Consider the following 14,016-nt stretch of genomic DNA (forward strand, 5'->3'; position numbering starts at 1 on the left):
TTTTAGAAAGGAAATTGCTATGAAAATTCTGTGTAATAATGCTTCACTTTGCGGAGCAGTAACAAATGTTTCAAAAGCAGTGTCAGAACGTGCTGCACTTAAATCTCTTGAGGGAATAAAATTCAAGCTTGAAAACTCAATGCTGGAGCTTACCGGCTATGACCTTGAGATAGGTATAAAAACTGTTATTCCGGTAAAGAGCGACGATTCGGGAGAATTTATACTCAATGCAAGGTTATTTTCAGAAATGATAAGGAAAATGCCTTCTGAAGAGATCCTGATAGAGGTTTCTGAAAATTTTCAGGTAACGATCTCAGGAGGAGTTACCACATTCAATATCCCTGCAACATCAGCAGAGGAATATCCTGCACTTCCTAAGAAAGAGGAAGAAAACAAAATAACTATCTCTCAGCCTGTTCTTAAGGATATGATAAATCAGACAAAGTTTGCCGTGGCTGTTACAGACCTTAAGCCTGTTCTTAAGGGCGAGCTTTTTGAGATTGAAAACGGTACTCTTACTCTTGTTGCCCTTGACGGATATAGACTTGCTGTGAGATATGAGCCTATAAAGTATGACGGAAGTCTTAAATTCGTCGTGCCTGCAAAAACTCTTTCTGAGATAGCAGCACTTCTGGGAGATAATGACGAAGAAACAGCCTCCGTTTATCTCTCAAAAAATCATGTTGTGTTTGAATTAAACGGCTATCTTGTTTATTCAAGACTTATCGAGGGCGAGTTTCACCCTTATAAGTCAGCTATACCAACTACTTGCACAACTGAGGTCATTGTTGACAGGAAAGAGCTTATTGCCGCTCTTGAAAGAAGTTTGATACTTATAAGTGACAGAACACCGTCACCTGCAAGATGCTATTTTGAAAATAATTCTATAAAAATAAACTGCTCAACAAGCGTTGGAAAGATAACAGACGAGATAAAGGCTGATATAGCAGGTCCTGTTATCGAGATAGGCTTCAAGTGCAAATATCTTCTTGACCCTCTGAAGGTCATAAAGGAAGATAAGGTCAAATTGCAGATGAGCGGAAGTCTGCTGCCTATGAAGATAGTTCCGTGTGAGGGCGACGCTTATACTTACCTCGTTCTCCCTGTAAGACTAGCAAAGGAATAAGAATATGAAATATCAACAGATAGATGTAAATATAAAATCAGAGTTTATAAAGCTCGATTCTCTGCTTAAATATGCAGGCGTTGTGGAAACAGGCGGCATTGGCAAGGAGATAATCCTTGAGGAGAGAATCAAAGTAAACGGTGAGGTCTGCACAATGAGGGGAAAGAAGATCCGCCCCGGGGATAAGGTGCAGATAGACGAGATAGCTACAGAGATAGTGGTAAAATAAAATGGTGATAACCAAAATTTCCGCAGACGGATTTAAAAATCTCAAAAAAGTCGAGATATATCCTCATGAGAAAATGAATATTTTCTGCGGAAAGAATGCTCAGGGCAAAACAAATCTTATAGAAGCTATATGGCTTTGCAGCGGAGTGAGGTCTTTTCGCAACACAAAAGACAGAGAAATGATAGATATAAACGGACAGTTCATGAATATCGACATTTCATTTAAAAACAGCTTTCGCAGTCAGGATATACATTTTGCAATGGCAAGACCTAATGTGAGAGAAAAAAACGTCACCTTGAACGGCGTAAAGCTGAAAACTCCCTCAAAGCTTTTCGGAAGCCTTGATTGTGTTATCTTTACTCCTGAGGATCTGGAGCTTTCAAAAGGCTCTCCCGAAAACAGACGGCAGTTTCTTGACCTTTCAGTGTCACAGATAAAAAATTCCTATAGCTCTGTTATCTCAAAATATGATGATCTTATAGAGCAGAGAAATATATTGTTAAAAAATATCTGTTACGGCAGATCAAAAAGAGAAGAGCTTGAAGTGTGGGATATCCAGCTTGCTCAGCTTGGGGCTTATATATCGCTTTTAAGATATAATTATACCAAAAAGCTCGATATGTTCGCAAAAAAGCTTTATGAGGATATATCAGAGGGCAGAGAAAGGCTGGAGCTTGAATATTATTCCACTGTGTATTCAAATCTGGAGGGCAGAAAAGATTATGCAGGAGAAATGGCTGAAGAGTATCTAAGCTGTCTGCAAAATAATCTTGATGACGATATAAGAGCAGGATTTACACAGAAAGGCGTTCACAGAGACGATCTTGCGGGAAAAATAAACGGACTGGCAGTTAGACAGTTCGCTTCTCAGGGACAGCACCGCTCTCTTGCTCTTATTTTGAAGCTTTCGCAGGCTTATATACTTGCCGAGGAGATAGACGACAGCCCGTGTATACTTCTCGATGATGTTTTGAGCGAGCTTGACCTCTCAAGGCAGAAGTTCGTTATCTCGAAAATACACGATATGCAGGTCTTTATAACCTGCTGTGACAGGAATATCCCCTTTGACGAGAAAAGCCATGGAAAGATATTCAATATAGAAAACGGAATGATAGTTCAGGAGAATAAGTGATGTTTCTGCATTTAGGAAATAACTATTTAGTCAATACTAAAGATGTGATAGGCATTTTCGATATAGAGAACACCTCTGTTTCTGCCAACACAAAGGAATTTCTTAATTTTGCGGCAAAAAACAGACGTGTTGTGAACTGCACATATGAAATGCCTAAAAGCTTTGTGGTGTGCCTTGATAAAGACTTTACGGAAACTGTGTATATAAGTCAGATGAGCTGTGCCACACTTTTGAAAAGAAGCAAAAGAATGCCTGAATGATGAATCAAAGAAATAAGATGATAAGATAAAAAAACCAAGTGATGAGGGGGTTATTTTTTGGAAAATAACAACGAGATCGAGATCCAGAACACCGAGGAAATATCCATGGTGGATAAGCAAAATGATTATAATGAAAATCAGATACAGGTGCTGGAGGGTCTTGAAGCGGTAAGAAAAAGACCTGGTATGTATATCGGATCAACAGGTCCAAAGGGACTTCACCACCTTGTCTATGAGATAGTTGACAACGCTATCGATGAGGCATTGGCAGGATATTGCACTGAGATAGAAGTGGAGATACTTCCCGGGGACATTATCAGAGTTACCGATAACGGACGTGGTATCCCTACAGGTATACACCCAAAGGAGAAAATATCTGCTGCAACGGTAGTTTATACCATTCTCCACGCAGGCGGAAAGTTCGGCGGCGGCGGATATAAGGTAGCAGGCGGACTTCACGGCGTTGGTGCGTCTGTAGTAAACGCCCTCTCGGAATATCTTGAGCTTACAGTTTATGACGGAAAACATATTCATTTTCAGAGATTTGACAGAGGTAATTATTCAGAGCCGCTGAAAATAATCGGCGATACTGATAAAACAGGTACTTCCGTTCTCTTTAAGCCTGACCCTGAAATATTTCAGGAAACAACAGTGTTTGACTATGAAACACTGCTGAAAAGACTTAGAGAACAGGCATTTCTTAATGCCGGTATAAAGATAATATTCACTGATAAGAGAAATGAATCAGAGCCTGTGGGCGAAACTCTCCACTATGAGGGCGGTATAAGACAGTTTGTGGAGCATATCCACAAAACAAGAGGCGTTACACCCCTTTCTGAGGAAGTTATCTATGTCAACGGCATGGAAGGCGATACTTTTGCTGAGATAGCTTTGCAGTATAACGATACTTATAATGACCTTATATTGTCATTTGCTAATAATATCCATACTCCTGACGGCGGTACTCATGAAACAGGCTTTAAAAATGCTCTTACAAAGGTAATAAATAACTACGGTAAGAAGTTCGGCTATCTTAAAGACGACGATAAACTTCTTGGCGACGACGTAAGAGAGGGTCTGACGGCTATAGTATCCGTTAAGCTCACAAACTGTGAGTTTGAGGGACAGACAAAGGGCAGACTTGGCAATCCTGAGGTAAGACCTTTCGTTGACAAGATAGTTACCGAAAAGCTTATGAACTACTTCGAGGAAAATCCTACTGTAGCAAAGGCTATATTTGATAAGTCCGTTCAGGCACAAAAGGCAAGAGAAGCCGCAAAGAAAGCAAGAGAGCTTACAAGAAGAAAATCTGCTCTTGAATCCTCTTCATTGCCTGGCAAGCTTGCAGATTGCTCAGAGAGAGATGCTTCACTCACCGAGATCTATATCGTCGAGGGAGATTCTGCGGGCGGCTCTGCAAAGGAAGGCAGAGATAGAAAATATCAGGCTATACTTCCTTTGTGGGGAAAAATGCTCAACGTTGAAAAAGCCAGGATAGATAAGGTATACGGCAATGAAAAGCTTATGCCTGTTGTTACCGCACTGGGAACATCAATAGGCGAGGACTTTGACCTTTCAAAGCTCCGTTACGGCAAAGTTATCATCATGGCCGATGCCGATGTGGACGGTTCTCATATCAGAACACTTCTGCTTACATTCTTCTTTAGATTTATGCGTCCTCTTATCGAGGAGGGTCATATCTATCTTGCTCAGCCACCGCTTTTCAAAGTCGCAAGGGGCAAGCAGGTCAGATATGCTTTCTCAGACGCAGAGAGAGATCAGTATATTTCTGAGCTTTCGGGTGAAAACAATCTGAAGGTAAACGTTCAGAGATATAAAGGTCTTGGTGAGATGGACCCTGAACAGCTTTGGGAAACAACCATGGATCCTGAAAGAAGAACTATGATAAAGGTGACAATGGAAGACGCTGTTAAGGCGGACGAGATATTCACTATTCTTATGGGCGATAAGGTCGCACCGAGAAAAGAATTTATAGAGAAAAATGCAGAGTATGTAAAGGATCTTGACGTTTAAAGAAAGGATACTGCTTTGGATAACAACGAAAATAAAAATCAGGAAACAGAGCTTGAAGAGGTAAAAACAGAGGAAGCTGTTGAAACGGCTGAGAAAGCTGTTGATAATGCTGACGAGGCAGAAGAAGCACAGCCTGAAAAAGAGCCTGTTTTGAGCTTTGAGTATGATGTGAAAAACGAGGAAGAGGAAAGAGCTTTTTTAGCCTTTCAGAAGAAATTCGTTTATGCGCATAACTGGAAGATAACAGCGGCTTTCGGCGTTGTTGCAGCACTTTTTATAGTGTCCATAGTGAGAAACCCTTCGGGATATCTTAACTGGGTGCTGGCGTTCATATGCCTTGCAATAATCGTTCTCACATGGTATAACACCAGAAGAATAAGAAAATATCTTATGCAGGCACTTAAACCTCTTGAGGACGACAAGTATGTTTTCACCCTCTATGATGACAGCTTCAAAATAGAAACGCTGCCGACAGAGGAGGAAAAGCAGGAGGAGGACTTTACTCCTGTTCCACCGAGGATAGTTGGTTTTGAGGATATCTCACTGAACGTTTTGGAAAATGACGAGATGTTTATTATAATACTCAAAAAAGAAACTATTTATGTGCTTGCAAAAAGAGTTATGAACGAGCAGCAGCAGGAAACCCTGAGAAAAACTTTTTCAGAGCTGCTTGATAGCGATTATGAAATGATAGATAATAAATAAGAACAGGATATGTTCTTTTCAAAGTAAACCGAAAGGTTAAAAAGGAGTGGATAAAGTGAGCGATTATAACGTTATTGACACTGATGTTGAAGCGATAATGAAAGAATCTTTCATTCAATATTCAATGGCGGTAATTGTATCCAGAGCCTTACCTGATGTAAGGGACGGACTTAAACCTGTTCACAGAAGAATTTTATATACCATGTATGAAAATGGTCTTACACCTGATCAAGCTTACAGAAAATGTGCTGACACAGTAGGTTCTGTGCTTGGTAAATATCACCCACACGGTGACGCATCAGTTTATGACGCACTTGTAAGACTTGCTCAGAAGTTCTCAATGAGATATCCTCTTGTTGACGGTCACGGAAACTTCGGTTCTGTTGACGGCGACCCTCCGGCTGCCTACCGTTATACTGAGGCTAAAATGGCTAAGATGTCAGTAAATATGCTGACAGATATAAACAAAACAACTGTTGATTTTCAGTCAAACTATGATGACAGACTGAAAGAGCCTGTTGTGCTGCCGTCAAGATTTCCAAATCTTCTTTGTAACGGCTCAGTAGGTATCGCTGTGGGCATGGCAACGAATATCCCTCCTCATAACCTCCATGAAGTTATCGAGGGAATGAAAACTGTCATGAAAAATCCTGACTGCACACTTGATGAGCTTATGCAGAGCATAAAGGGTCCTGACTTCCCTACAGGCGGTATCATCATGGGCAGGTCCGGTATCAGAGCGGCTTACGGTACAGGTCGAGGAAAGATAACACTGCGTTCAAAGACCTCTATCGAGGAGATAAAGGGCAGAAACTGCATTATTGTCACTGAGATACCTTACATGGTAAACAAGGCAAGACTTGTTGAGTCTATCGCTGATCTTGTTAAGGAAAAGCGTATCGACGGAATACATTATATAAACGATGAATCCGGCAAGGACGGAATGAGGATCGTTATCGAGCTGAAAAAGGACGCTAATCCTCAGGTAGTTCTCAACAAGCTGTTCAGCTATACACAGCTTCAGGATACTGTGGGTGTTATAATGCTCGCTCTTGTGAACGGTATCCCTAAGGTGCTGACCCTCAAGGAAATGCTTGAGCAGTATATAGACTTTCAGGTCGATGTTATCACAAGAAGAACTAAGTTTGATCTTAACAAGGCTAAGGAAAGAGAGCATATCTTAAAGGGTCTTGTTATCGCACTTGACAATATCGACGAAGTTATCGAGATAATGAAAACTTCTAAGAATATCCCAGAGGCTAAGCAAAGACTTAATCAGCGTTTTGGTCTTACAGATATTCAGGCTGACCATATTGCAAATATGACCCTCGGACGTCTGACCGGTATGGAAAGACAGAAGATAATCGACGAGTTGGCTGAGATCGAAGTCAAGATAGCTGACCTTGAAGATATCCTTGCAAATCATCAGAGAATACTTGATATAATCATTGAAGAGGTCGAGGCTATTCAGGATAAGTTCGGTGACGAGAGAAGAACTCAGATAGAAAATGTCAGCGGTGAAGTTGATATCGAAGATCTTATCCCTGTTGAGGAAAGCGTTGTTACCTATACAAATGCAGGATATATAAAGAGAATGCCTGTTTCAGAGTATAAGGCTCAGAAGCGTGGCGGACGTGGCGTAACGGGTATGAAACAGCGTGAGGACGATTATATCGACGAGCTTCAGACCTGTTCTTCACATGATAATATACTCTTTATCTCCAATAAGGGCATAATGTATAAGCTCAAATGCTATGAGCTTCCGGAAGGCTCAAAGGCTTCAAGAGGCACGAATATAGTAAATCTTCTTGAACTGGGTGAGGGCGAGAAGATAGCCGCAATGATAAAAACTGCCGACTTTGACGAGGGCAAGTATATCGTCATGGTAACAAAGAACGGCAAGATAAAGAGAACTCCGCTGACTTCCTACAGAAATGTAAGAAAGAACGGTCTTATCGCTATTGGTCTTGATGAGGGCGACGAGATCGCAGGAGTAAGAATGACCTTTGGTGACAATGAGGTTATCGTTGCAACGCATAATGGTTATGCTATCAGGATAAGAGAAACTGACATAAGAGAGATGTCAAGAGTTGCTCACGGCGTAAAGGCTATAAAACTCAGGGGCAGCGACTATGTTGTATCAATGGCAAGAGTAAGAGAGGGTGCAAGCGTTCTCACTGTTGCTGAAAACGGTCTTGGCAGACGTGTTCCGCTGGAGTCTTATAAGGTACAGAACAGAGGCGGCTACGGTCTTATGAACTATAAGAGTGGCGGAGTATGCGGAATAAAGGTCGTTGATGATGAAGATGATATTATCATGATATCCACAGACGGCATTGTTATCAGAATAAGAGCCTGCGATATCAGCATGATGAGCAGATACTCCCGTGGCGTAAGACTTATGAGAGTCGGCGAGGACGGCAGAGTGGTTTCATTCACAAGAACTGAGCATGACGATGATGTTGAAACGGCAGAGGTAGAAAAGGCTACTGCCGAGGAGATAGCAGAGGCTCAGGCTGAGGAAAATGCTGAGGTCATTGAAGAGAATACCGAAAGCGTTGAGAATGAGGATTCTGAGAACACGGAAGAATAAAGAATGAATAATATGACACAAATTTTTGACATTAGCGAAGTCGAGAATGGATTATCTTTATTTAAAGAAGACAAACCATTTAGTGATGAAAAAAAACTAAAGGTATATTATATATCTGATATGCATTTAGAACATCATTTTAACTATGAGATATCCATTCAAAAGCAAATAAATAAAATAGTTAAAGATTTATTTAGTGATGATTTTAAATCAGATTTATCAATGAATAATTTAGTTGTTTTATTTAATGGAGATATCGCTGATAATGCAGAATTTGTGTCATTATTTTTTAATCAGTTTATCCTTAGGTGGAATTATGTACTTTATAAAAGATATAAAGTAAATCAATCTAAGATATTACCTGATGAAGAAGTAAAAGCATATGAAAAAATTCGAGATCAGCAAATAGATAGATTAAATAAGATTGGAAAATTATATAAAAAGAAAAATCTAAGTGAAAAACTTCTGTCATTAGACATTTCTGATCTTGATAAAAGTATCAAAAAAATGAAATTGCCTGAATATGTTATAAATATTATAGAAAAAATTACGAAATGTGATTATGAAATAAGGCTTTTAAATAATTATATTATTCCATATGTTGAAAAAAGAGAAAAATTCACTTTTATTAAAACAAAACTTCCTATATTTGTAACGTTAGGAAATCATGAAATCTCAAACTTTGATACTTTAAGTCAAGCGTATAATTATTATAAATCTCTTTATGATTCACTTGGAATTAAGCTTTTGCATAATAATTCTTATGAAAATGATGATTATATTATTTTTGGTGGTATAGGTTTTGCTAAGTATAATGAAAGATATAATGCAGATAGTTTGTGTGGACCCAGATTATTTTCGAGAAAAGAAGAAATAAAAGAATCAGATTTGTTTTTTAAGGAGTATAAAAATAGATTATATAATGCTATAAATCAAAAGAAAAAATTAATAGTAGTAAGTCATTATCCAGTAAGAGATTGGTCGCAAAATTATGTGACTGATTTGCATTGTTCTTATTTTACAGGACACACTCATCAAAATCAAAATTTATTGCAAAAGAATATTTATGCAGATAATCAAATAGGATACTATAATAATTATTTTAAAATGAAATCAGTAAATTTAGGTGTAGCTAGCAATCCATTTTTCGACTATAAAGACGGCTATCATGTTATAACCACTGAAGATTATGCAAAATTTTATAATTATTCAAAAGAGCGTATTCAAGGAACAAGACTCATAGAAAATCAAATAAAAAACTATGGGGAAAAGTTTTATATGATAAAACACAAAGGTAAATATGTATTTTTCCTCATAAGCCATGTAAACACTAAAATTTGTATTGGTGGAAAAATAAAAACGATTAGTAATTGTAGTGATATCGAACATTTTGATAAAATGTTCGATAAAATGGTAAATAAATATATAGAACTATTTGCACCTTATTGGAAATATATAAATCAAATGGCGAGTGAAGTAAAATCCTTAGGTTATTGTGGAGATGTACATGGTTGTATTGTAGATTTAGATTTTTGCAATCATATTATGATAAATCCACTTGATCAAAAGGTGACATTTTATAATTCACCAACCATGGGGTTTGTAAAGATATTTGATAATTTAGAAAATTTAATAACCTATATGAATAATGGATATATATTAAATATTGAAAAGAAAAAAATGTTAGAACTTAAAAATAATAATGCAATAATAAGTAAAACAAGCCAAGAAATTTCACAAGAAGTAGGTGAACTTATAAAAATAGATATAAAAAATAGTGTATATTCAATTTCAAATTATATGAGACAAATACAAAGATTATTTGATTCAAATATCCTTAGAGATTGGAACGAAGATATAATAAGCATACAAAAAAGGTGAGCGGCACATGACCGTTCACCTTTTTGCATATCAAAATTACTTTGTTATCTTGTCTTTGCCGCCCATGTACATTCTCAGTGGCTCAGGAATATTAACTGTTCCGTCAGCATTGAGATTGTTTTCGAGGAATGCGATAAGCATTCTTGGAGGTGCAACAACTGTGTTGTTAAGAGTGTGAGCAAAATACTTTGTGCCGTCCTCTGCCTTTATTCTTATGCCAAGACGTCTTGCCTGTGCGTCGCCAAGATTTGAGCAAGAACCCACTTCAAAATACTTCTTCTGTCTTGGACTCCATGCCTCAACGTCACAGCTCTTTACCTTGAGGTCTGCAAGGTCGCCTGAGCAGCACTCAAGTGTTCTTACAGGAATATCGAGTGAACGGAAGAAATCAACAGAATTCTGCCATAGCTTGTCATACCATGCCATGCTGTCTTCCGGCTTGCAGACAACTATCATTTCCTGCTTTTCAAACTGGTGTATTCTGTAAACGCCTCTCTCTTCGATGCCGTGTGCGCCAACTTCTTTTCTGAAGCATGGTGAATAGCTTGTGAGAGTCTTTGGAAGCTCGCCCTCCGGAATGATAGTGTCGATAAATCTGCCTATCATTGAATGCTCAGAAGTACCGATGAGATAAAGATCCTCGCCCTCTATCTTGTACATCATGCCTTCCATTTCAGAAAAGCTCATAACGCCTGTAACAACGTCTGAACGTATCATGTAAGGAGGAATGAAATATGTGAAACCTCTGTCTATCATGAAATCTCTGGCATATGAAAGAATTGCAGAATGAAGTCTTGCAATGTCGCCCATAAGATAATAGAAGCCGTTTCCTGATGTTCTTCTTGCACTGTCAAGATCAATGCCGTTAAAGCTTTCCATAATGTCAACGTGATATGGAATCTCATAATCAGGAACAACAGGCTCTCCGAATTTTTCAATCTCTACGTTCTCGCTGTCGTCCTTGCCTATAGGAACGCTTGGGTCGATTATGTTAGGGATAACGAGCATTCTCTCACGTATCTTAGCTTCAAGCTCTTTTTCCTTTTCAGCCATAGCGTCAAGCTCAGCACCGATAGCGGAAACCTCAGCCTTTACTTTCTCAGCTTCGTCCTTCTGACCCTTAGCCATAAGACCGCCTATCTGCTTGCTCATTACCTTTCTTTTATTTCTCAGCTCGTCAGCCTTTGTTTTGGCTGCTCTGTATTCTTCGTCAAACTGAGCTACCTCGTCAACAAGAACGAGCTTTTCGTCTTGAAACTTCTTTTTGATGTTTTCCTTGACAAGCTCAGGATTTGTACGGATAAGCTTAATATCTATCATTTTACATACTCCTTTTAGCTGACGCAAAAAAATTTCCTTACGTCGCAATATTTATCCTTTTAATAATATCACTAAAAGGAGATTTTGTCAAGACAAAGCCCCTTTAAAACAGGCTTTTGAAACAGGTTTTGAGAGAACTTATTTCATAGATGAAATACTATCATGATATAAGTAACAGTGCGAATTTCATAAAAACTATTGACATTTTGTATCAAACGTTTTATAATTATAAGGTGAATGTGTTCGTTATGGGCGTATTGTGCCATGACGGCAGAAAAGCCTCTGGGCTTAATAAATTTATCAGGAGGATTAAAGGTGCGAAAAGTTAAAAAACCCGTGTTTTTTATCGTGCTTTTGTGTATAATTGCATTTGGATATCTCACTTATGCAGGAATACATACTCAGTACGGAGATATAAAAACAAGCTATATCAAGGGCGTTGAAGATATCCGCTGGGGTATCGATATTCAGGGCGGCGTAAATGCTACGTTTGAACCTGCCGATAATTACGACGCTACAAAGGAAGAAATGGACGCTGCAAAGGCTGTTATCGAGCAAAGACTTGTAAGCCTTAATATCACAGACAGCGAGGTCTATGTAGACTATAAGAAAAATAAGGTAATGGTTTCATTCCCATGGCAGGCTAACGAAGAAAGCTTTGACCCTGAGGCTGCCGTTTCTGAGCTTGGCGAAACTGCAAAGCTTGTATTCAGAAAGGGTAAAGAAGAAAAAGGCGAGCAGGTGCTTACAGGAAATGACGTTAAAAAGGCTGAGGTAAGACAAACTCAGGACGAAACTACAGGAAATATCAAGTATGTTGTAAGCCTGACTCTTAACGACAGCGGTAAAAAAGCTTTTGCTGACGCTACAACTGAGCTTGCCGGAAAAGGCTCTATCTCTATCTGGATGGACGATAAGTGCATTTCTGCCCCAAGCGTAAATTCAGCTATCACTGACGGCGAGTGCGTTATCGAGGGAAGCTTCACATATGATTCTGCAAAGGCTCTTTCAGATAAGATAAATGCAGGTTCTATCCCATTCGACCTTAAAACAACAAGCACGAACATCATCTCACCTACACTTGGCGAGGGTGCAAAGAACGCAATGGTCATCGCAGGACTTATCGCATTTATCGTTATCGCCGCATATATCATCGTTATCTATAAGCTGCCCGGCTTTGTTGCGTCTATCGCACTTATAGGTCAGGTAATAGGTTCTATCGCCTGCATCACAGGTTTCTTTGGAAATATCGACAGCTTTACGCTGACTATCCCTGGTATCGCAGGTATTATCCTTTCTATCGGTATGGGCGTTGACGCTAACGTTATCACAGCCGAGAGAATAAAGGAAGAACTTAACAACGGCAAAACACTCAATGGTGCTATCGAGCTTGGCTACAAGAGAGCATGGAGCGCAGTGTTTGACGGAAACATCACAGTAGTATTCGTTGCAATAATCCTTATGGGTGCCTTCGGACCTACAGACAGCGTTTTCGGAACACTTCTCAGCCCTGTATTCTCAGTATTCGGCGCAAGCACAGCAGGTACTATCTATTCACTTGGATATACTCTCCTTGTAGGTATCCTCCTGAACTTTGTATTCGGTATTTTCTGTTCAAGACTTATGCTTTCGTCCCTCTCAAAGTTCAAGTGCTTTAAGAAACGCAAGCTTTACGGAGGTGCTGAAATAAATGAGTAAAGAAAGAAAGACCCTGAATGTTGTGGGTCACAGCAAAATATTTTATTCCATATCATGCGCACTTATCGCAATTTTTATCATTCTTACATTCGTTATAGGCCTTAACGTGGCTATCGAGTTCAAAGGCGGTACAGTCTTGACTTATACATATGAGGGTGATATAAAAACAGCTGACGTTTCAAATACCGTTTCTGACAGTATCGGAGATAAATGTACAGTAACTCTTGGTGAAAACACAGGAAACGCAGGCAAGACAGTAGAAATAAAATTCTCATCAACAAAGGGTATAAGCGATGATAAGCAGAATACCCTGAAAACAGCTCTTGAAAAGGATTTTCCTGATAATAACATAGAAGTTTACGAGTCAAACGACGTTGCAGCTTCAAGCGGTATGAACTTCTTCTTCAAGTGCCTTGCTGCATGCGCACTGGCAATGGTCATCACTATCATCTATATCGGCTTCAGATTTAAGAAGATAGGCGGTATATCAGCAGGTGTGTTCTCAGTAGTTGCCCTTGCACACGATATGTGCATGGTCTATGGCTGCTTTGTAATATGCAGATTTGACATCAACGCAAACTTTATGGCAGTTCTGCTGACTATCCTTGGATATTCTATCAACGCAACTATCATCATTTACGATAGAATCAGAGAGAATGAAAATCTCCTTGGCAACAAAATGGAGCTTGAGGATCTTGTAAACCTCTCTATTACACAGACAATGGGACGTTCTATCCATACAACTGTTACAACAGTTCTTGCTATGGCTACAGTTTGTATCGTCTGCATAATCTGCGGAGTAACATCTATCCTGAGCTTTGCTTTCCCACTTATCATCGGTATGATATCAGGTGTTTATTCTTCTAACTGTATCGCACCTACACTGTGGGTACATTGGAAAAAACATCAGGCAAAGAAGTCACATTCAGGTTCAAAAACAGGCAGCACAAAGAAAAAGACTTCAAGAAGATAAAATTTTATGGACGGTATGTTATGACCCGCCCCCTGTCAAGTAGACAGCGCAAAAAACAAAAATAT

Annotated in this window: 11 protein-coding genes; 10 read left to right on the forward strand and 1 reads right to left on the reverse strand. The window is 39.2% G+C overall.

Features of this window, described 5'->3' with window-relative positions:
- Positions 1-19: 19 nt before the first annotated feature.
- The 8 genes from dnaN (at position 20) to DW015_RS08370 (ending at position 9,960) form a co-directional block, all read left to right on the forward strand.
- The gene (gene dnaN / locus DW015_RS08335; protein ID WP_117905303.1) at positions 20-1,126 is read left to right on the forward strand and encodes a DNA polymerase III subunit beta; all 1,107 of its coding nucleotides are present in this window, start codon (positions 20-22) and stop codon (positions 1,124-1,126) included.
- Positions 1,127-1,130: 4 nt separating this feature from the next.
- Complete coding sequence (locus tag DW015_RS08340; protein WP_022287190.1) at positions 1,131-1,355, forward strand: RNA-binding S4 domain-containing protein; 225 nt, start codon at positions 1,131-1,133, stop codon at positions 1,353-1,355.
- 1 nt (position 1,356) lies between these two features.
- Complete coding sequence (recF, locus tag DW015_RS08345; protein ID WP_022287191.1) at positions 1,357-2,487, forward strand: DNA replication/repair protein RecF; 1,131 nt, start codon at positions 1,357-1,359, stop codon at positions 2,485-2,487.
- Complete coding sequence (locus DW015_RS08350) at positions 2,487-2,747, forward strand: extracellular matrix/biofilm biosynthesis regulator RemA family protein (protein WP_117905304.1); 261 nt, start codon at positions 2,487-2,489, stop codon at positions 2,745-2,747. Before recF ends, DW015_RS08350 begins: the two co-directional genes overlap by 1 nt.
- Before the next feature lie 105 nt (positions 2,748-2,852).
- The gene (gene gyrB / locus DW015_RS08355) at positions 2,853-4,781 is read left to right on the forward strand and encodes a DNA topoisomerase (ATP-hydrolyzing) subunit B (protein WP_117905316.1); all 1,929 of its coding nucleotides are present in this window, start codon (positions 2,853-2,855) and stop codon (positions 4,779-4,781) included.
- 15 nt (positions 4,782-4,796) lie between these two features.
- Positions 4,797-5,486: a YcxB family protein gene (locus DW015_RS08360; protein ID WP_117905305.1), complete on the forward strand. Its 690-nt coding sequence runs from the start codon at positions 4,797-4,799 to the stop codon at positions 5,484-5,486.
- A 46-nt stretch (positions 5,487-5,532) separates the two neighbouring features.
- The gene (gene gyrA / locus DW015_RS08365) at positions 5,533-8,079 is read left to right on the forward strand and encodes a DNA gyrase subunit A (RefSeq protein ID WP_117905306.1); all 2,547 of its coding nucleotides are present in this window, start codon (positions 5,533-5,535) and stop codon (positions 8,077-8,079) included.
- A gap of 3 nt (positions 8,080-8,082) precedes the next feature.
- The gene (locus tag DW015_RS08370; protein WP_117905307.1) at positions 8,083-9,960 is read left to right on the forward strand and encodes a metallophosphoesterase; all 1,878 of its coding nucleotides are present in this window, start codon (positions 8,083-8,085) and stop codon (positions 9,958-9,960) included.
- 36 nt (positions 9,961-9,996) lie between these two features.
- Here DW015_RS08370 and serS read toward each other — a convergent pair whose 3' ends face one another.
- The gene (serS, locus tag DW015_RS08375; protein WP_117905308.1) at positions 9,997-11,280 is read right to left on the reverse strand and encodes a serine--tRNA ligase; all 1,284 of its coding nucleotides are present in this window, start codon (positions 11,278-11,280) and stop codon (positions 9,997-9,999) included.
- Positions 11,281-11,595: 315 nt separating this feature from the next.
- Between serS and DW015_RS08380 the strand changes: the two genes are divergently transcribed.
- Together DW015_RS08380 and secF are read left to right on the forward strand one after the other, a co-directional pair.
- Positions 11,596-12,978, forward strand: a complete 1,383-nt coding sequence (locus DW015_RS08380) for a SecD/SecF family protein translocase subunit (RefSeq protein WP_117905309.1) — start codon at positions 11,596-11,598, stop codon at positions 12,976-12,978.
- A complete protein-coding gene (gene secF / locus DW015_RS08385) occupies positions 12,971-13,951 on the forward strand; it encodes a protein translocase subunit SecF (protein WP_117905310.1) in 981 nt (326 codons plus the stop codon). Before DW015_RS08380 ends, secF begins: the two co-directional genes overlap by 8 nt.
- The last annotated feature ends 65 nt before the right edge of the window (positions 13,952-14,016 follow it).

This window comes from Ruminococcus sp. AF37-20, from assembly GCF_003460465.1.
GTDB classification, from domain to species: Bacteria; Bacillota; Clostridia; order Oscillospirales; family Ruminococcaceae; genus Hominimerdicola; species Hominimerdicola aceti.